The sequence below is a fragment of the Spirosoma harenae genome (assembly GCF_054776975.1).
Genome location: NZ_BAAHBD010000026.1, coordinates 67,071 through 85,168, shown reverse-complemented (window position 1 = coordinate 85,168; position 18,098 = coordinate 67,071). Strand labels below are relative to the sequence as shown.

Below are 18,098 nucleotides of genomic sequence, written 5' to 3'. Positions count from 1 at the left end.
TATGATGTATTACAGCAATTATACATCCTATCTCATACTTCTTACACCATACATCGCAAATTAGTTTATTGGTTTTACCGTTCGGCGAAGTGAATCACTGGTTTGGCTTGTGACATTTGCCTTCGGTTGAATAGTCGAAATACGAACGCGGGTTGTATCCAACATAGGTCGCGTTCGTGTTGGTGCCAAGGTATTATCGGCAGTACTATCCTGCAAAAATAAGGAGCTATATGGGTTTTGAACTGCATACTGCTTACGCTCAGATCGCCATAATCCTGATCTTGCCTGATAATCATTTACATCCAGCTCCGTTGCTTTTTTATAGGCAGCAATTGCCTGCTCATACTGCCCTGTAAATTCGTAACTATAACCAATATAAGAATCAATATGTGGAAACTGTGGTCGGAGCTGTTGCACACGCTGGAAATTCGCTAATGCAGCGTAATGATTTCGATATTTCTGATTGATCAAGGCCATCTGGAAATAAGCCTGGTAATAATTGGGCTGAATTTTTACTGTTCGTAAATAATCAGCCATAGCACTATCAAGCTTTCCTTCCGTATGGTAAATCAAACCCCGATTGTAGGCAAGCTTCGGATTCGTAGGGAAATATCGCAATGCCTGTTCATTATACACCAAGGCAGAATTAAGATCACCCAGCGTACGGTAGATTGATGACAATTGATTGTAGGTTTCCAGATAGCGCGGTTTTAATCGAAGCGACTGATGATACAATGCCAATGCCTGTGTTGTATCTCCCTGGCGGGCCGTCATTAAGCCTTTAAAAAAATAAGCTTCGCCATCGTAAGGTGCCATTTGGAGGGCCTTGGCAATGTAAAGTTTTGCTTTATCGAATTGATTCTGTTGTTGAAGCAGATCGCCCTGTAACGTGTACAGCTCTGGCGTATCAACACCCAGAATTTCAGCTCGTTGCGCATTCTGAAATGCTTTATCTGGTTGCTGCAACAATCGCAAAATCTGCGCCCGAATCAGATAGTAGGAGCCAGTGTTATCATTTCGACTGATGGCTTCGTCAATATCACTCAAAGCCTCGTTGACTCGCCCCATTGTTAGCAAAACAGCGGCACGTTTGGCATAGGCAGAAGGCGACGACGATTGATTAATTGCTCGAGTCAATGCCCGCAATGCCCCTTCCGTACGACTAGGATCGCCGGGTTTTGGATAATCAGGTATATGCGCTGTTTGCCGATCTTCGCTATCGCAGGAAAGAAGGAAAATTAAAAGAGCGAACGAGTGAGCGAATGAACGAGCGAAAGACTGCCACATACTCTTTGAAGGTGTGTCAGCTATTCGCTCCTTCACTTGTTCACTCGTTCGCTCGTTCATCATGACGCAAACCGATAAAATACACCCAAAGGTAATCGTTTCTGAAAGCTATCCTCGAGCGCTAACTCACCCCATTCTGGATTGGGTACCTTACCAAAAATCTGGCGCATCAAGTTATCGAGAATCAGCGATGAAAAACCGAGTGAGTATAAATTTATGATAAAGAAAAAGTCGTCCCGATCCAGTAAATCGGCACAGGATTTGAGAAGGCCGTTCAACTGTTCTTCGAGTACCCATTTTTCACCATCGGGCCCGCGACCGTAAGCGGGCGGGTCAAGAATAATGCCATTATACTGATTCCCCCGACGGACTTCCCGACGAACAAACTTTACCGCATCCTCAACCACCCAGCGAATATTATCCAATTCGCTATGATCCATATTTTCCCTTGCCCAGCTAATGACCGGTTTCACGGCATCAACATGGGTGACGTCTGCGCCAGCCTGACGAGCGGCCAGCGAAGCTCCTCCTGTGTAGGCAAATAGGTTTAATACTTTTGGTCGGGAAACGTTGTGGGCAATACCTTTAACTTTATCGCTGATATAAGTCCAGTTATCGGCCTGTTCGGGAAATAACCCCACATGTTTAAACGTGGTAAGTGCGAGCTTAAACTTCAGCTTTAACTCTTCCTGCTGGAACGATACATACCAGGGATCGCGCATGTCGGGTGCGGTTTGCCAGTCACCCCGCTCTGGTGATTGGCGATCACGTCTAAAAATAGCATGAGCGCGACTCTCCCACTGGTCATCTGATAGTGATTTATCCCAAATAGCCTGAGGTTCAGGACGGGAGAGTATAAATTCACCAAACCGTTCCAGTTTCTGAAAATCGCCCGAATCAATGAGTTCATACTCAGACCATGGAGCGGGATTAATAAGCTGAATGTCAGCCATGTTGATTTAATATATGCTATATGATGTAGGATGTATAATAACCTGCGTCATACTTCCTACATCATATATTTTCCTTCTGTCCCATTTTTAAAATTAACTCAAATTCGTCCAGGCGTACGGGCATGACGGAAAGTCGAGATTGACGAATCAGGCTTATGTTAGCCAGCATGGGTTCAGCTTTGATTTGCGCCAGCGCAACGGGAACATCTAATGCCATAACAGGCTCTAATTCAACAACTACCCAGCGAGAATCATCCGGCACTGTGGGGTCCTGGTAGAATTCTCGGACCACTTTGGCAACGCCGACAACAGCAAGACCTGTTACACTATGGTAAAACAAGACCTGATCGCCTAATTGCATAGCTTTCAGATTATTACGCGCCTGATAATTGCGAACGCCATCCCAAACGGCATGGCCTTTTTCCGTAAAATGATGCCACCCGAATGCATCGGGTTCAGATTTGACAAGCCAGAAATTCAATGAGTGAACGAGTGAATGACCGAAGGAGTGAATAAGTTTGTTCGCATCAGCTTTTCGCTCATTCACTCGTTCGCTCTTTTATCAATAATAATCGTCATGTTCGTGGCTGCTACCGTAGGATGATCCGTATTCGTCTACGTCATCATCAAAACGGGAATCAGTGCCTTTAAAAGCCAGCGCTTTACGCAGAATCATAATCTGACCTGTATGATAAAGATCATGGTTAATGATTCCATGAAGCATATCATAATAGGTATAATCTCGACCAGGAACAATGTCTTCCAGAAACTCGTCGTCGTCGCGTTTGTCGAGCTCGTTAATTAACTCTTCCTGACTCAGACTCAATTCCATTTCGAGGGCTTCCCACTCGAAATCATCTATTTTATCGGGCAGTGCCCCAAAGTTTTTATCGGGCGTAGTAATATCAAACGTTGCGTCGCCCTGCATTTTTTTTACGCAGAAAATTCGCCAGCTTGTCATGTGAAAAACAAGTTCAGCGATGCTGTGTGTATTCGGTGCAATTCGGCGACCCGCCATATCGGGGGTTACACCTCTTAACACCTCAACTACTGATGGTCCATGCCAGGCTTCTTCGCCTTCGTACGTCGTATTTAATAAATCGATGATACGAATCAGTTCGTCATTTGGGATCATGGTTAGCCTTAATTTATCAAATACAAAGGTAAGTCATTATTTATGTCGTTCCGAAAAAATCAACCGAAACCACAAAAACACATTCTTTTTTGAATTTCCGCTTAGTATAAAATCCAGAATAATCGATAGAGTGGCATATTTTATGTACAATATTTATCGCAAATTGTTTCTTTGTCCAAAACTAAAGGACTAGTAAACGATTGAGGGGAAGATACAATTCGTTTATGATTCAATTCGGTATACTGCGCTTTTTTCTTCCCTGTTTGCTCGGAGCTTCGATCTGTTTGGGTCAAACCACCAAACCTCTTCGTTATCGCTCCGAAGTAGGTAGTTATTTCTCTACAACTGGTATTATTCCTTTCTGGCTTCGGGCAAATCAATACGGCATTGTTCCCAGCGAACATGCGATCATGACGCTGCGTCAGAGCCTCCGGGTAGATTACCATGATGCACCAAAATCGATGGTCGACAGCATGCGAGCTACCAATCGACGAGTTGATTGGGGTTGGGGATTCGAAGGTATATTAAATGCGGGCTACGACTATAAATTAATCATTCCCGAAGCTTATGTAAAGCTTAAATTCGGGAATAATATAGAGTTTTGGGGTGGTAGAAGACGTGAAATAATTGGCCTTGTTGACTCGACACTCAGCTCAGGTTCGTACGCCTGGTCGGGCAATACGTTACCGATGTTGAAAATACAACTCGCCATAACCGATTACGTGCCCCGAAATGGTCTATTCAGCTTCAAAGGTTTTTATGCACACGGCTGGTTTGAACAAGAGCGTTTTATCAACAATACTTTGTTGCATCAGAAAGCACTATATGGCCGTTTCGGTAAACCAAACTGGCGATTAAAACTCTATGCCGGTATTAATCATGAGGTTATGTGGGGTGGTAATACAGAGCGTTTACCTGGCAGTACAGTCAAAAACAATCAGCTCCCGAATCGATTCAGTGATTACATGAAAGTGGTAACGGCCCAATCACTTGCTAATACTGATGACGATTCGACCCGTTTAAGTGCTTTCGACCGGGAAAACCGAATTGGTAATCATCTGGGTTCTGTCGATCTTGGTTTTGAATATACGGCAAATACATTTTCAATTTTTGCCTACCGCCAGAGCATTTATGAGGATGGTTCTCTTTTTTATCTCATTAATATTCAGGACGGTCTGAATGGAATTCGTATCCGGAATCGACGCCCAACCAATCCAAACGGTTTGCAGATCCACGATATTCTCTTCGAATATTTGTATACAGCAAGTCAGGGAGGTAATGTATTTGTAGAGACAATTAATTCTCAACGTGGGCGGGATAACTACTTTAATCATTCACAGTACCAGGACGGCTGGTCGCGCTACGGCTTAACGATGGGTACACCTTTTATTTCTCCCACAACGGATAGTCGTAGCAATTTGCCTCGCTATGGGTTTACGAACAACAACCGGGTAACGGTTCTGCATCTGGGTCTTTCTGGGCAGATTCTTGACTTTTTTCGATTCCAGTTTAAAGCATCCTACAGTGAAAACCTGGGAACTTACGAAAAACCATTTGGTCGACCAGTTCGCCAATTTTCTTCAGTTTTTTCAGTATCCTCTCCGCTCTATATTCTCAATGGCGTGACCGCTAACGCTGCAGTCGCTACTGATGTTGGAGAATTATATGATAATAGCGTGGGATTTTATATCGGTATTCGGAAGGAAGGGCAAACCAAACGTCGTCGATCCAGGTAGTTACATTCCGGATACTGTAAACGGTCAATTACGTTTCCGTTCTGCATTACCTTTCTCCGGCTCTGGACGAAATACGTAAATATCCAGCAGAGCCGCTGGACGAGCCAGGTATTCGCGAATGAGCGTACGCCAGGAGTAACCATCAGGTACGTCCTGAGCAGCAAATGCGATAGCTTCCATACCCTCATGATTACCAATGTAAAGGGCACGGGCATTATGGAAATTCTGGGAGATAATCGTAATTTTTTCCTGTTTAAAATAGCCTTTGCACCGCACAACGGAATCGAAGGTTCGATAGCCAGCATAGTCGGGTAACATAGCCGATACCGGAACACCTAGTTTGGTCAGTGCACGCTTCATATCGGCGGGTTCATTATAATATTCTGAATCGTTGTTACCACTCAGAATCAGATATTTTACTTTCCCCTCTTTCCATAACCGGGCGGTAGCTTCCATCCGATAGCGGAAAAACAGATTTTCTTTTCCCGTTCGAACAAACTTACTAGTTCCTAAAACCAGACCGTAATCGTTGGCAGGTAATTCGTTAATATCGAAATAAATTTGATTACGGGTGTTGTAAACAACCCACCAATTACAAACCAGCACTACGGTAGCTCCCAAAAAAGAGAGTACAATCAAGGCCTTGATTAACCACTTGGCCACACGGATGCCCACCGCTTCATGCGGCAATTCATCACTGTAACTGGTAGCCAAGGTTGTATTCATTTATGGTAAACTGAAATGCGGATTTTCAATCAATCCAACAACGTTGCCAAATGGATCACGAACAGCTGCAACTTTGATACTCTCTCCTACCTCCTGAACGTCAGCATGAAGCGTAGCACCCAGCTCAAGCAGATACTGTACCTTCGCATCAATAGCTTCAACTCCCCAATAGGTTATTGTACTTCCTTCAGCAATCGACAGATTGGGATCAAGCCCTAACTCATAGCCGCCTACATTAAACCCCACGTAGAATGGTTCGTCAAAATAAGGCGCGATACCAAAAACTTTCGAATACCATTCTTTGGTTTCCGTAAGATTCGGAGCTGCGTAAATTACTGTCCGTAATCCTAAAAAATTAGCCTCAGCCATGGCTTGGTTTTGGTTCTACGAAAATAAGCCTAACTGCAAGGTTTCCTTTTCATCAGGCTCTGTATTTTCTACAGACGCAATTTGACTCACAGGGGTTGCTTTGACAGCTTCTTTTACCACTTTTGGGGCCAACAATTTTACCTCTTTCACTTTAGCAAATGGCAACTTATTGCCTAATGCTTTCCAACCCCGCACATCAATAAAGCCTTCGGGTTCTAGAATCATTTTCTCCAGCGGCCCCCGATCTTTTACCTGATGAACGATTTCAATCCGCGGATATTGATCGGCTGTTACAGCTAACGATTTCGAGCCCTTCGCATCACCAATAATGCTGAATTTTTTATCCAGCGAGGTAGTCTCTACTTTGAATCGTTTCACATACCAGGCTTTTTGATTCGCTTCGTAATACACTGCCGACAATACTATTTCCGGACTAAACTTCATTAATACAGAAATATCAGCCGGTTCGTATCGATTCGTTAAATCAAAACTAGTCAGTTCATATTGTCCATCTTTATAGACAACCAGAATACTGTCTTTGGCATCAAAATTACCCAGTAACCTACCGCGTTCATCGCGATTAAGTCGACCTAGGTGATCGTCGTACCAAATATCCACTCCGCCGAGCGTCGAAACACCACCTGTTTTCTGGGTAATTTTCCGAACCGGATACTTGGTCAGAATATTCCCCTGCGCCGAGCGATTTTTGATCGCAATAGTCGCGAAATCAAAATCGAACTGCTTAATTTTCGCCGAACTTTGTGCTGTCAGGTTTATCGTGATTACTTCCGCTTCGCCATTGTCATTGGCACTAAAATACGTCATTTTCGACTTTGGATTACCCATTGTCAAGTCATATTCCCGATCACGTGTAACACCTGTTACCGGGAACCGTTTGATCATCGAAATACCGGATTTCCCATCCAGATAAACGACGTTATAAATCTTACGTTCGTCGGCTTTCTTGAAAACGGAAACATACACAATATCCTTGCCGACAAACACTTTATCCTGAATCTTCGTGACCATGCACTTACCATCGCGCCGGAACACGATAATATCATCGATATCAGAACAGTCGCTGACGTATTCGTCTTTCTTCAGGCCGTATCCAATAAATCCACCCTCACGATCGACATACAATTTTTGGTTAGCAGCGGCTACCACATTCGCAGCAATCGTGTTAAAACCTCGAATTTCGGTTTTACGCTCTCGACCTTTGCCGTACTTTTTCTGTAGATCTTTATAATAGTTTATCGCATAGCGAACAATGTTGGCCAGATTGTCTTCCGTTTCGGCCAATTCCTGTTCCAGTCGACGCATCAACTCTTCGGCTTTAAATCCGTCGTATTTCGAGATGCGCTTAATTTTGATCTCGGTCAATCGAATAAGATCATCCTCAACGATTTCCCGATAAAACTGTTTTTTAAATGGTTTAAGCGCTTTGTCTATTGTTTGAAGGACGGCTTCAAAGGTTTCACACTCTTCAATTTTCCGATAGATCCGATTCTCAATAAAAATCTTTTCAAGCGAGCTATACAGCAACCGCTCCATCAACTCACTACGTCGAATCTCCAGTTCGCGTTGCAGCAGGTGAACGGTTTGGTGTGTGTTGACACGCAGAATATCTGTTACGCTAACAAAATGAGGTTTATCACCAATAATGACGCAGGCATTGGGTGAAATGCTCACCTCACAATCGGTAAAGGCATAGAGCGCATCAATGCTCACATCGGGTGATACGCCAGGCTGAAGATGAACCAGAATCTCAACATCTTTCGCCGTATTATCGACGACAGCGGCTGTCGTTCGACTAGGAGCTTTGATGCGAATTTTGCCTAATTCGGCAGCTTTAACAATTGAGTCGATCAATTGCGAAGTCGTTACACCAAACGGCACATCGCGAATAGCCAGCGTTTTCTTGTCGAGTTCTTCAATGCGAGCCCGCACACGCACTTTACCGCCCCGGTGACCATCGTTATAATTACTGATGTCGATGAGACCGCCGGTTTGGAAGTCTGGGAAAAGCGAAACGGGTTTGTCTTTGAGAATCTGAATGGAAGCGTCAATCAGCTCATTGAAATTATGCGGCAGAATTTTAGTCGATAGCCCAACCGCAATACCCTCAACGCCTTGCGCGAGCAATAGAGGAAACTTGACAGGAAGTGTTACAGGCTCTTTCTTCCGACCATCGTACGACAATTGCCACTCGGTGGTCTTATCGTTGTAAATCGCATCAAGCGCGAATTTCGACAGGCGAACCTCAATATACCGGGGAGCTGCTGCACCATCGCCCGTCCGAACGTCTCCCCAACTACCCTGTGTATCGAACAGCAATTCTTTTTGCCCAATATTGACAAGGGCCTCACCAATGGATGCGTCACCATGCGGGTGGAACTGCATGGTCTGCCCAATCACATTGGCCACTTTATTGAAACGCCCGTCGTCCATTTCCTTGAGGGCGTGCAGAATCCGGCGCTGAACCGGTTTCAGCCCATCTTCTACGGCCGGTACGGCTCGCTCAAGGATAACGTAGGACGCGTAATCCAAAAAATAATTTTCGTATAGGCCCGACACAACAGTCTGGTCATGCAGGACTTCATTAGTAGTAGCAATGGGTTGGTCAATCGACTCAAGGGTTTCATTCACTCCTTCTTCTTCAGCGGGTAGAGCTGCATCGGACTGGGGTAAATCGTCATCTAATAAACCCTCATTTTCTTCGTTGGTTGTTGACATAGTCTGGGAACTATTCCGGCAAAAAGCTGGTGGATAATCGGTTCAATTCTTGGCGTATTCGATACCTTAAATATACGAAAATTTTTTCAGAATTGGGCTTCTGAACGCTTGGCGCGGCAAAAATATGGTTTGTACATTTGGTATATTTCAAAATTTATACTCTTCAGTATAAGTCGATGGCAAATCAATCTACAGGCTATTCTCAAGACTGACGAAACAGTTCTTCGTAATGGGCCGAGGAAAAAAAAATCCCTCCGCTTTCGTTATAAAAAGAATCCCCTGTTGGATATACGCCCCGAACCGTTTGGGTCCAGGGGGCGCCTGTTTTAGGATGGTAACTCATCAATCGATCCCAGTTTTTAAAATACTGGTGTCCATTCGTTTCCTGCAAGCCAATCGTCATTCCAGGAAAAGGCGGCAATCGAGCGGCTACATTTTTGTTCCAATCGACGAGAATAGGATTTACAGTCAAATCAGCGCAAAAACAGGGGACACCTTTTTCATAAGCCAGTTGGGTGATTTTCATGGTCATGCTCAGAGTTTTGGCAATGGCTTTCACCGCAATTGCCGAATACCCCTGCTGAATCCGTATAGCTGCATCTTCGACTGTGTGAGCGCTTTCATCGGCAGCAATTCGAACCCCCAGATCGCCTACAAACGTTTCATTCTGCTCCTCGAAAGGCTCTTCAATTACCGCAATCTGATCAAAAGCGCCAATTTTTCGGGCATGGTCCAGAAAACGGAGCAACGTATCTTTTTTTTCGTAGCGACCGTTAGCATCGAAATAATACGGAATCTTTCCAGACTTGGTATACGGAGTCTCGTATTGACCAATGGCTTTGTGAACTGCCGTCAGAAATGCAATGTCTTTCTCCAGCATTTCGGCTTGCGTACCAGCCGCTCCTGTTTTTAGTTTTAGGATGAAGTAGCCTTCGTCAGCTGCTTTTTTGATGGTGTCAGCCGTTGTACCTACGCTAAACGAAGGGATACTGGCTACATTTTTATGACGATACGATAGTCCCGGTTTGTATTTTCCTGGAATAATCTGATCGAATTGAGTCAGGCCATTTTCCTGCGCGTAGAGTAACCAGGCAGCATTATCGACGGACACCAGTGCATTGAGCGCGAAAGTTTTTCGTAGATCAGGATTACGTGTAATGGTTTTTGCGTAGGAATATACCTCAGGCAAAACCTCTTCCAGTAAGGTAACTGGATCGGTAAACGAATTACCTTTTATCATTTGCAATGCCCGATCGCTAATGGCATACATAAGTGCATTGCCAACCCGTTCTGAATGAGCGGCAAACACTTTCGAATCAGACCATAAGACACCCTGTGTACATAAACCTATTTTACGAATACCTGAATCACTTTCGAGCAATGAAGCAACCTGCCAGCTTTCGGTAATAGCACTTCCCTTGAATCGATAGGGATTTAATGGCTCCCGCTCAAAATTGGAATCGACCTGTTTAATCCGAATTGTTTTCGCTGAATTACATGCTTGATGGCTATTGGCAACAGCTGGAATGGATTCCCCTACTCCCATCGCTACCAACGTACCGGCAGCCTGAATAAATGTCCGGCGATTAATCGCTTTTTTATGGGTTAATTGATTATCCATTTCAGCCATTCAACAACAGGGTATATTAACTAATAACCACGGCTCAGATCCACCGCATTGACGAGTGGCTCTCCAGCCAAAAAATGCTTCAGGTTGCCTAGGAAATGGCTAACTTTTCCAGAATCTTCATTCGGTTGTCCACCACCTGTATGTTGCGTCAACAATACGTTTGGTAACGTCCAGAGTGGGTTGTCAGAAGGTAGTGGTTCGATAGCCGTTACGTCGAGAACAGCACCGCCGAGATGCCCCGATTGCAGCACCTGGATCAGGGCAGGCTCATCGGTCGTGCTTCCTCGGCCTACATTGGCGTATATGCTTCCGGGCTTCATAGCCGCCAGTACATCTGCCGACACAAAACCGGTAGCCGTGCCTGGAAGGCAGTTGATCAAAATATCCGTTTGCGATAGTTCTTGCTTCAACTCTTCAACAGTGTGCAGTTCAGCCTGTGGATCGGTTCGGGCGAGCATTTTTGTTGGACAATTAAATCCGGTCAACATTTGTCGTACAGCCTGTCCAATAGTACCTGTCCCTAAAATAACAACTCGCTTCTCACGTAGTAATCCCGTCCGGTCGCGAATAGGCGCGCCCACCCATTCCGAGCGGTTTTGAAGCATAACTAATTCGGGAATGCGACGGTACATAGCCAGAATACCCGCGATCATGGTCTCAGCACAGGGCCAGGCAAAATAATCGCCCATATTTGCGACCAATCCTTTCAGTTTAGCCTGCTTATATCCGTCGAATCCGGCAGAATCTAACTGCCAGAATTTCAGATTTGGAACTTCTTCACCAAACCAGGCAGCTGGTGGATTACCCATCACTACATCAGCCGACAGGAATGCTGCCTGTTGCTCCTCTTTAGGCAAATTATGTCGAAAGATCGCCGTTACGTCGGCAGGAAGGTGCTGTTGAAGTACAGCTTTAAGCGTATCGTCGAGATTGGTATTAACAAATAGTTGCATACATTATTTTACACAGAAATGGCCGATTTAGTTGCGCTTAAACCGGCCATATTCAGAAAGTTGATTCCGAGTTATTTTATACCTTTCAACTGACCGAGTAGCCAGTTAGTCATTTTCTCGGTTTGTTCCGGATACGTCCAATGACCAGTAAGCAGATAATCAATATCCAGTATTTTGGGGCCGGGTATTACGTTATACGCTGCATACATTGATGTTGGCGGACAGGTTTCATCATTAAAGCCCCAGGCATAACGTCCCGGTACATTAACTAATCGGGCAAAATTGACTACATCATAATAGCCTGTCGTTTTGATCCGATCGGGTTTATTGTTGAACGCCAGTTCTTTGCCTGTAAACAAGTGTGGCCAGCCACCAGCCCGTCCATGCAGATAGCCAGTCACATCAGCCAACGCGGGATAGTACGCTCCCAACCACTTGATCCTTGAATCCAGCCCAGCGGTAACAATAGATAAAGCGCCCCCCTGGCTTCCGCCTGTAACCGCTATATTTTGCCCATCATATTGCGGCAGACTAGTCAGAAAATCGACTGAGCGAACACAACCCAGATATACCCGCTTGTAATAATACCGATCACGATCATCCAGATTAGCCGATTGATATCCGTTGAGTGGTCCCCGCGCGAGATCAGCATAGACGCCGGGGTCCATAATAACCGGAACACCGTGAATGCCTACCTCAAGCGTAATAAATCCTTTTTCGGCTTCGGCAATCATCCCTGCATAGGGACGTACACCTGCACCAGGTACGCGCAAAATCGCCGGATATTTTCCTTCTTTTTTGGGTACGCACAAAATTCCGTAAAAGCGTGAGCTGTTGATATTCTGAAGGTTAACGTGGTAAACATTAGTCAATTCGGTACAACGTTCAGGCAGCAAAGTCATCCGAGCGTCGATAGGAATTTTGGCCAGGTCAGCTTTTGCGTTATCCCAGAACGTTTTAAAATCCGCCGGATTTTCAACAGTTGGTTTAATACCCTGCGGATCAAAACCTGCCGTTGTTAAGCCACGATATTCCTTTCCTTCGACTTCAACGGTGGCAATACAACGCAGGAAACCAGCCGTTTTCATGGTTCCGCCTTCCAATGCCAATGTGCCATCCTTTAGCGTTACCGTTTCTTTTTTGGTCGGCTCCATCTTTTCCGGCCCAATTTCATAGCGGAGTTTCGCGCCCTTGAGTAATACGTTGTTTCGATATACGGAAATAGTGAATTTAACCGGCTCTCCGATTTTATAGACCCAATTTTCGTGATCAGGGGTCACGATGACCGTAACTAATAGTTGTGACGGCTGAGCCAGTAGCTGACTTACCCATATCAATAGAAAAATGGGCAGAAGTAGTTTTTTCATGGAATGTAGCGAGACGTAAACTGTAAACCAGTAAAGCGACTTTCGGGCAAATTATAACCGCCATCAATCAATTTGGGTAGGCAGACGGTACGCCTTTCGGACAGGTTGGAGGTTCACTATACACCGAATCAATAACGTCAGTGGGAAGATCACATCGAAACCTCCGGGAATGTTAGACAGAAAAATACCCAGTAAGATCAGGATGGAGGTTGCCCCAAAATAAAACGTACGCCGACGAGCTGTCGTGTTACGGTTTGTAGCCCAATAAATGAATGGTAGATGAAGTGGCATCAGATAGAGAATAGTAGGGTTCCAACCCGTCACGCCATCGTCTCTGATCATCCACATAATAAACAGAAGCCACCCTAATAAGCCTACAACCCCAAACAGAAGTCGATCGAACCAGCGATCAACTTTCCCGGCTACTACATACCGACGTATGGTAAATAAAGCCACCAGAACACCAAATAATGTAAAAACAACATCTGGATCGAAAATAAAGGGAACTTGCTGACGAAATAGTTTAGGAGGGTCAAAAATCGTTTGTTCACCCTGAACCAATGGAACGGACAGTCCATTTGCCTGGCGTACTGTAGCGCGGGCAAACTGATCATGCACTTGATCGGGCAGATACATCGCTAGCCAGCCATTAGTCTGTTCATCGGCGGGATGCCCAATGGCGAGGTTCATACCCAACTGATACCAGGGCTTCTCAGTCAGATAGTCATTCATTAAATCTCGGTACGATTTCCCCGTCATACGATCCCGTGAAGGAATTGTCAGGCTATCACCACAAACGTCAACAATCATATCGCGAGGACGGGTTGAACAGTTGTCGTAATAAAATTTGTATCGATAAAATCGATTTTCAGGTTTGTAATTCTCCTGCAGCGCAGTCAATAAACGCTGCCGTTGAGTCAGGGACAGGTTCAGATACTGCTCCCGAATGCTTCGGTTCGTCTGCTGGTAATAATAAATGACTTGGTTTATATTGTGAACCGATATAAAATAAGGCAGTGTACCGCGCAAAAATTTGAGAATAAAATTGTCGGCCCGGTAATCAAATCCCCCATAGCTGTAATTGCTATCGAACCCCAGCACCGGATCGACAATTCGTATTTCAGTGTGCCCAAATGCCGACGAAATATCATCATTACCAGGACCATAGGTAATCAGGCTAACCCTTGATGCAGGTGAAAGGGTTTGAGCATGTGCTGAGTGATAAACGATGAGTGATAAACAACACACACACACCAGGCCACAGATCCACTTTTTACTCCCTGCCCCTAGCTTCATACTCCATACCCTATTGCTCATCTTCTTCATCCTCAACGTCATTGCCATAGACTCGTTTGGGCTTTCCTCGAACGGGTTCTTTTCCCTGCACGCAGATAACGATCTCACCTTTTATTGTTTTTGAGGCAAAATAAGCGATAAGTTCGGACAATGTTCCCCGTTGATTTTCTTCGAATAATTTGGATAGCTCCCGAGATACACTAGCTGGTCGATCCGGGCCTAACACATCGGAAAATTGCTGGAGTGTTTTAAGCAATCGATGAGGAGATTCATAAAAAACCATTGTTCGCTCCTCCCCTGCCAGTTCCATCAGTCGAGTTTGACGACCTTTTTTGTGTGGCAAAAACCCTTCGAAGGTAAAGCGATCATTAGGCAATCCAGAGTTAACCAGAGCTGGTACAAAGGCTGTCGGGCCGGGTAAACACTCTACCGGAATCTCGTTTTTAATGCATTCTCGCACCAGTAGAAAACCGGGATCTGATATACCCGGCGTTCCGGCATCTGATACTAAAGCCAATGTTTTCCCTTCTTTCAATTGGTTCACCAGTCGCTGTACGGTCTGATGTTCATTAAAAATATGGTAACTGTGAAGCGGTTTGCTGATAGCCAGATGACGTAATAATACACTGGAAGTTCGGGTATCTTCAGCCAGAATAGCATCGACACTCTTTAGTACATTGATTGCGCGCAGGGTAATATCGTCTAAGTTGCCGATGGGAGTCGGCACAAGGTAGAGTTTCAAAATAAGTCAACGTTTAACGGTTCAACCGGATCGCCAAAGCGATTCAAAGTTCGCCAGCCAGCCTGAAACTTTAAACGATACATCTTAAACAATTTTATCGATCGCTTCCGCCAGCTTGCGATCTTTATCGGTTATCACATCGCCTGCATCGTGCGTGGACAGTTTTATAGTAACCTGATTGTACACATTCGACCACCACGGATGATGATCCATTTTCTCTGCGATAAGCGCCACACGAGTCATAAATGCGAATGCTTCGCTAAAATCAGCAAATTCAAATTCGCGAGTAAGTTGGTTATCTTTTTCCTGCCACATATATAGTAGGTTAATGGTTCTGCATGCTATAAAACTATAGGCCGACAGGAGTGTTTTCACTATTGTATTTGATAACCTATATGGTATGATAATCCTGCATGAAATCAATACTTACCAGCCCGATAGCTCACAATTTACTGGCGAAGCAATCTTTTTAGAGACCTAATTAGTTGCCTTTTCATGAAACACCATTCATACTTACATATTCTATCAGACAGGATTTCTTCCTTAAAATCCCCTCAATCACTTGACACTATGTTTATTGAATTTCGTGAAACGCTCTGGAAGGTGATTCAGAGTGCAGACGACTTCTACCCCTATAAGTCAGCCTGGGAATTGGTTACGATAGTATGTCAGATCGACGCTTTAGAGTACGAAACTACAAAGAGTGTTGCTGCGCTGAAGTGGCTCCAGTACCGGGTTAAGTACGCCCTGGAATTACTTCCCTGTTAGAACCTTCCAGTAATTTCAGGGCCGATGTTTCGTTTATCATTGATCCAAACTGAGGTCAGTTTAGGCAGCTTGTTCTATTTTTTTCAATAACAGCAACTTAGATCAACTAGTCAACTACTCCGTTCGTTGCAATCAGATTGCAACTAAACAAAAAACCCTTGCAAACGCCTAGGATACAGACATTTACAAGGGTATATGCAGAGAGGAAGAGATTCGAACTCTCGATACGGTTACCCGTATACACACTTTCCAGGCGTGCTCCTTCAACCACTCGGACACCTCTCTATTTTCCTTACCCAATTGGTTGATAATTAGGAAGTTATTTTTGTCCCCAACTTCGTCTCAACTTCATTTTGCCCCGAAATCGGAAGTAAATAGCAGAACTAAAAGCGAACGATTGACGAACGGAACGCGAAATACGGGATTTTGGGGCAGTTATGCAAGTCTGGGTGGAAATAGTATTAAGGAGATCGGTTTTTAGCGACGTATATAGGTTAACTTTATAGTATGAAAAGGCTTACTTCTTTTTTCTCGTTTCTTTCGGAGCCTTTATGGGTTTCGGGACTGGCTGCGGGACTCGCCTTAGCGAGTCTATTATTTCAACTCGCTTTTTTAATGCGTTGAACTCTTTATCGGATTCAGAACCTTTCCAGATCTGATAGAAGGTCAGGCCAACAGCCACCAAAGCAATTACACCTGAGAACCATGCAGCATACGTTGAGCGCTTTGCCGAGCCGGCCGCATCAACAGTGGCGCTTGCACTGTCTATTACTGCCCGATGTGCCTCATTTTCTCGTTGTTGATTGGTCTCCTCCCAAATTTTAAATCCTCCAGAATTGATTACTTCATAACCTCTTTGAGTCAATCGGTATCGATTGCCACTTTGAATTAATAGCCCATAAGCTTCGGCTCTGAAAATTGCATCAACCTCAGAATCATTTGTACTTTTGGTAATGATTACAATTCCACCAGATTCCAGTGTGATTAAAAGTTGATCTATTAATTGAAACTCGTCCATCTCTACAACGGTTTAGCGGTTTCACGGTGGGAGGTTTATGTATTTATAGAATTGGGGACTGGCTCAATTTCCAAAGCCGTTTAACTCCCCTGGGTAGCCTACTACGGATTTTCGGAATAGTACTCCAGTAACTTCATTGATAATTCATACCGCTCCTGAATTAATTTTTCGTAGGGAGCATCGGTTGGCTTTGGCTCACCATCCGGGGTAAGGAATTTGATCAGAATATCCAGTTCCACCTTGCGCCGTTTGTTCTTCCAGTAAACCTGCTCGGCTTTGGATAAATCCTTTAGTTGTAATTCAAAGCTGGTCAGCGAGGAGGCAGCGATGCTGGCTATTTCAGAATAGAGGGCTACAGTATTGATAGTAGAATTTTCAGGCATAGGTATAATCTTTTTGACTGTTATATAGTCGGTTATCAGGATTTACTTCTTTTAAAACGTGTGACTTTTATATCCACTTTATGTTCCTTCCACCCCTCATGTGAAGCACTCGGCCTGACAAAAACGCTTTCTAGTTTTATGGGGCGGCCTAAATAATTTTTATCAGGATGAGGATTTTTTTTGTTAAAAGAGCCATCTAAATCCAAGGTCACGAACCCGGTCTCGCCTGGAGGTAGACCCGTTCGGCTGGCTTCTGGCGTATCGGTATACATCTTAATAAAGATACCGTCTTTGTTACGAATTGGCTCTTGGTACGTATCAAACCGCAAGAGAAGATCGACCGGAAAGGGATTATTATTGAGCCAAAGAAATTTCAATTGTACCGTCCGGGTAGTATGGGTAAGTGAGAATGTTTCAGGTCTAATCGTACCAACTGAGTCAATAGAATAGTTGCCTGTTTTGACTCTGTCGTTACTTGTTTTTGTGGTTTCGTCAATATGTCGCGGGTAATAGAGGATGATGTTTTTAAATTCAACCATTGGCGCTCTATCGAGCCGCCCCTCATAGGCTTCCTGTTGCCAGTCCTCCTGATTGACCGTCGAGTAGTGCCGATTAGCGATTTCCCGATTGGCCAGTTTTGTCGCTTCTTTTTCCTGTTCGGCTTTCTGGCGTTGGTTTACCTTTTCATTCAATGCTTTTCTTTTTTTCAACGACTTTACCAGGGAAAACAAACCATATAGAATGGGAATCACGATGACACTTCCCATCAGTATAAAAAAATACGTTAATAGCTTATCATCACTCATAGCAAGTACGGATGTACAGTTGTGAAAATTAATTAGTTATTGTCTTCTTTGTCTAAATCACTGCCCAAAGGGCTAAGCTGAATTTTGTTTCAAGTTTTTAACAAGGCTGTTTCATGAAGTGGTGGTTTTTGGGAACAAGCGACTAGCGTATACGTTTTTGGGCAAGGAGGGATTTGCGGCTGGACATACGTTT

General features: G+C 44.4%; 18 protein-coding genes and 1 tRNA gene. 2 read left to right on the top strand and 17 right to left on the bottom strand.

All coding sequences use genetic code 11. The features are described from left to right. Nucleotides 1-60: 60 nt before the first annotated feature. From ACYVE4_RS24720 to ACYVE4_RS24705, 4 genes are all read right to left on the bottom strand, one after another. Nucleotides 61-1,287, bottom strand: a complete 1,227-nt coding sequence (locus ACYVE4_RS24720; protein WP_461042945.1) for a tetratricopeptide repeat protein — start codon at nucleotides 1,285-1,287, stop codon at nucleotides 61-63. 59 nt (nucleotides 1,288-1,346) lie between these two features. Further along, nucleotides 1,347-2,240: a class I SAM-dependent methyltransferase gene (locus tag ACYVE4_RS24715; protein WP_461042944.1), complete on the bottom strand. Its 894-nt coding sequence runs from the start codon at nucleotides 2,238-2,240 to the stop codon at nucleotides 1,347-1,349. Nucleotides 2,241-2,301: 61 nt separating this feature from the next. Continuing rightward, nucleotides 2,302-2,721, bottom strand: coding sequence for an EVE domain-containing protein (locus tag ACYVE4_RS24710; RefSeq protein ID WP_461043017.1), 420 nt, complete (start codon nucleotides 2,719-2,721; stop codon nucleotides 2,302-2,304). An 81-nt stretch (nucleotides 2,722-2,802) separates the two neighbouring features. After that, the gene (locus ACYVE4_RS24705) at nucleotides 2,803-3,375 is read right to left on the bottom strand and encodes a DinB family protein (RefSeq protein WP_461042943.1); all 573 of its coding nucleotides are present in this window, start codon (nucleotides 3,373-3,375) and stop codon (nucleotides 2,803-2,805) included. A gap of 224 nt (nucleotides 3,376-3,599) precedes the next feature. Here ACYVE4_RS24705 and ACYVE4_RS24700 point away from each other — a divergent pair, with 224 nt between their 5' ends. Further along, entirely contained in the window at nucleotides 3,600-5,111 is a 1,512-nt protein-coding gene (locus tag ACYVE4_RS24700) for a capsule assembly Wzi family protein (protein WP_461042942.1), read from the top strand. A gap of 24 nt (nucleotides 5,112-5,135) precedes the next feature. Here the strand turns inward: ACYVE4_RS24700 and ACYVE4_RS24695 are convergent, their stop codons facing one another. The 9 genes from ACYVE4_RS24695 to ACYVE4_RS24655 form a co-directional block, all read right to left on the bottom strand. Next, on the bottom strand, nucleotides 5,136-5,837 hold the full coding sequence (locus ACYVE4_RS24695) for a SanA/YdcF family protein (protein ID WP_461042941.1): 702 nt from the start codon (nucleotides 5,835-5,837) through the stop codon (nucleotides 5,136-5,138). Next, the gene (locus ACYVE4_RS24690; protein ID WP_461042940.1) at nucleotides 5,838-6,206 is read right to left on the bottom strand and encodes a VOC family protein; all 369 of its coding nucleotides are present in this window, start codon (nucleotides 6,204-6,206) and stop codon (nucleotides 5,838-5,840) included. Nucleotides 6,207-6,221: 15 nt separating this feature from the next. Further along, on the bottom strand, nucleotides 6,222-8,942 hold the full coding sequence (locus ACYVE4_RS24685) for a DNA gyrase/topoisomerase IV subunit A (protein WP_461042939.1): 2,721 nt from the start codon (nucleotides 8,940-8,942) through the stop codon (nucleotides 6,222-6,224). A gap of 202 nt (nucleotides 8,943-9,144) precedes the next feature. After that, nucleotides 9,145-10,572 (bottom strand): enolase C-terminal domain-like protein, encoded by a 1,428-nt coding sequence (locus ACYVE4_RS24680; protein WP_461042938.1) that lies wholly within the window; start codon nucleotides 10,570-10,572, stop codon nucleotides 9,145-9,147. Between the two features lie 20 nt (nucleotides 10,573-10,592). Then, entirely contained in the window at nucleotides 10,593-11,525 is a 933-nt protein-coding gene (locus tag ACYVE4_RS24675) for a D-2-hydroxyacid dehydrogenase (RefSeq protein WP_461042936.1), read from the bottom strand. Nucleotides 11,526-11,596: 71 nt separating this feature from the next. Then, nucleotides 11,597-12,892 carry an acetylxylan esterase gene (locus tag ACYVE4_RS24670; RefSeq protein ID WP_461042935.1) on the bottom strand — a complete coding sequence of 432 codons (1,296 nt, stop codon included), beginning with the start codon at nucleotides 12,890-12,892 and terminating at the stop codon, nucleotides 11,597-11,599. Nucleotides 12,893-12,955: 63 nt separating this feature from the next. Then, a complete protein-coding gene (locus ACYVE4_RS24665) occupies nucleotides 12,956-14,188 on the bottom strand; it encodes a lipoprotein N-acyltransferase Lnb domain-containing protein (RefSeq protein ID WP_461042934.1) in 1,233 nt (410 codons plus the stop codon). A gap of 10 nt (nucleotides 14,189-14,198) precedes the next feature. Then, nucleotides 14,199-14,930 carry a 16S rRNA (cytidine(1402)-2'-O)-methyltransferase gene (gene rsmI, locus ACYVE4_RS24660; RefSeq protein WP_461042933.1) on the bottom strand — a complete coding sequence of 244 codons (732 nt, stop codon included), beginning with the start codon at nucleotides 14,928-14,930 and terminating at the stop codon, nucleotides 14,199-14,201. 84 nt (nucleotides 14,931-15,014) lie between these two features. After that, on the bottom strand, nucleotides 15,015-15,260 hold the full coding sequence (locus ACYVE4_RS24655; protein WP_461043016.1) for a 4a-hydroxytetrahydrobiopterin dehydratase: 246 nt from the start codon (nucleotides 15,258-15,260) through the stop codon (nucleotides 15,015-15,017). A 240-nt stretch (nucleotides 15,261-15,500) separates the two neighbouring features. Here ACYVE4_RS24655 and ACYVE4_RS24650 point away from each other — a divergent pair, with 240 nt between their 5' ends. Further along, nucleotides 15,501-15,698, top strand: coding sequence for a hypothetical protein (locus tag ACYVE4_RS24650; RefSeq protein WP_461042932.1), 198 nt, complete (start codon nucleotides 15,501-15,503; stop codon nucleotides 15,696-15,698). Between the two features lie 198 nt (nucleotides 15,699-15,896). Here ACYVE4_RS24650 and ACYVE4_RS24645 read toward each other — a convergent pair. The 4 genes from ACYVE4_RS24645 to ACYVE4_RS24630 all read right to left on the bottom strand — a co-directional run bounded on the left by ACYVE4_RS24645 (nucleotide 15,897) and on the right by ACYVE4_RS24630 (nucleotide 17,905). Further along, nucleotides 15,897-15,983, bottom strand: a tRNA-Ser gene (locus ACYVE4_RS24645). Nucleotides 15,984-16,215: 232 nt separating this feature from the next. Further along, on the bottom strand, nucleotides 16,216-16,716 hold the full coding sequence (locus ACYVE4_RS24640) for a hypothetical protein (protein WP_461042931.1): 501 nt from the start codon (nucleotides 16,714-16,716) through the stop codon (nucleotides 16,216-16,218). A gap of 101 nt (nucleotides 16,717-16,817) precedes the next feature. Then, the gene (locus tag ACYVE4_RS24635; RefSeq protein WP_461042930.1) at nucleotides 16,818-17,099 is read right to left on the bottom strand and encodes a hypothetical protein; all 282 of its coding nucleotides are present in this window, start codon (nucleotides 17,097-17,099) and stop codon (nucleotides 16,818-16,820) included. 35 nt (nucleotides 17,100-17,134) lie between these two features. Beyond that, on the bottom strand, nucleotides 17,135-17,905 hold the full coding sequence (locus tag ACYVE4_RS24630; RefSeq protein WP_461042929.1) for a hypothetical protein: 771 nt from the start codon (nucleotides 17,903-17,905) through the stop codon (nucleotides 17,135-17,137). Between the last annotated feature and the right edge of the window lie 193 nt (nucleotides 17,906-18,098).

Coding starts and splice junctions, on each gene's coding strand:
- ACYVE4_RS24720 (WP_461042945.1), bottom strand. CDS start 1,287: ATGTGGCAGTCTTTCGCTCGTTCATTCGCTCACTCGTTCGCTCTTTTA.
- ACYVE4_RS24715 (WP_461042944.1), bottom strand. CDS start 2,240: ATGGCTGACATTCAGCTTATTAATCCCGCTCCATGGTCTGAGTATGAA.
- ACYVE4_RS24705 (WP_461042943.1), bottom strand. CDS start 3,375: ATGATCCCAAATGACGAACTGATTCGTATCATCGATTTATTAAATACG.
- ACYVE4_RS24700 (WP_461042942.1), top strand. CDS start 3,600: ATGATTCAATTCGGTATACTGCGCTTTTTTCTTCCCTGTTTGCTCGGA.
- ACYVE4_RS24695 (WP_461042941.1), bottom strand. CDS start 5,837: ATGAATACAACCTTGGCTACCAGTTACAGTGATGAATTGCCGCATGAA.
- ACYVE4_RS24690 (WP_461042940.1), bottom strand. CDS start 6,206: ATGGCTGAGGCTAATTTTTTAGGATTACGGACAGTAATTTACGCAGCT.
- ACYVE4_RS24685 (WP_461042939.1), bottom strand. CDS start 8,942: ATGTCAACAACCAACGAAGAAAATGAGGGTTTATTAGATGACGATTTA.
- ACYVE4_RS24680 (WP_461042938.1), bottom strand. CDS start 10,572: ATGGCTGAAATGGATAATCAATTAACCCATAAAAAAGCGATTAATCGC.
- ACYVE4_RS24675 (WP_461042936.1), bottom strand. CDS start 11,525: ATGCAACTATTTGTTAATACCAATCTCGACGATACGCTTAAAGCTGTA.
- ACYVE4_RS24670 (WP_461042935.1), bottom strand. CDS start 12,892: ATGAAAAAACTACTTCTGCCCATTTTTCTATTGATATGGGTAAGTCAG.
- ACYVE4_RS24665 (WP_461042934.1), bottom strand. CDS start 14,188: ATGAAGCTAGGGGCAGGGAGTAAAAAGTGGATCTGTGGCCTGGTGTGT.
- ACYVE4_RS24650 (WP_461042932.1), top strand. CDS start 15,501: ATGTTTATTGAATTTCGTGAAACGCTCTGGAAGGTGATTCAGAGTGCA.
- ACYVE4_RS24640 (WP_461042931.1), bottom strand. CDS start 16,716: ATGGACGAGTTTCAATTAATAGATCAACTTTTAATCACACTGGAATCT.
- ACYVE4_RS24635 (WP_461042930.1), bottom strand. CDS start 17,099: ATGCCTGAAAATTCTACTATCAATACTGTAGCCCTCTATTCTGAAATA.
- ACYVE4_RS24630 (WP_461042929.1), bottom strand. CDS start 17,905: ATGAGTGATGATAAGCTATTAACGTATTTTTTTATACTGATGGGAAGT.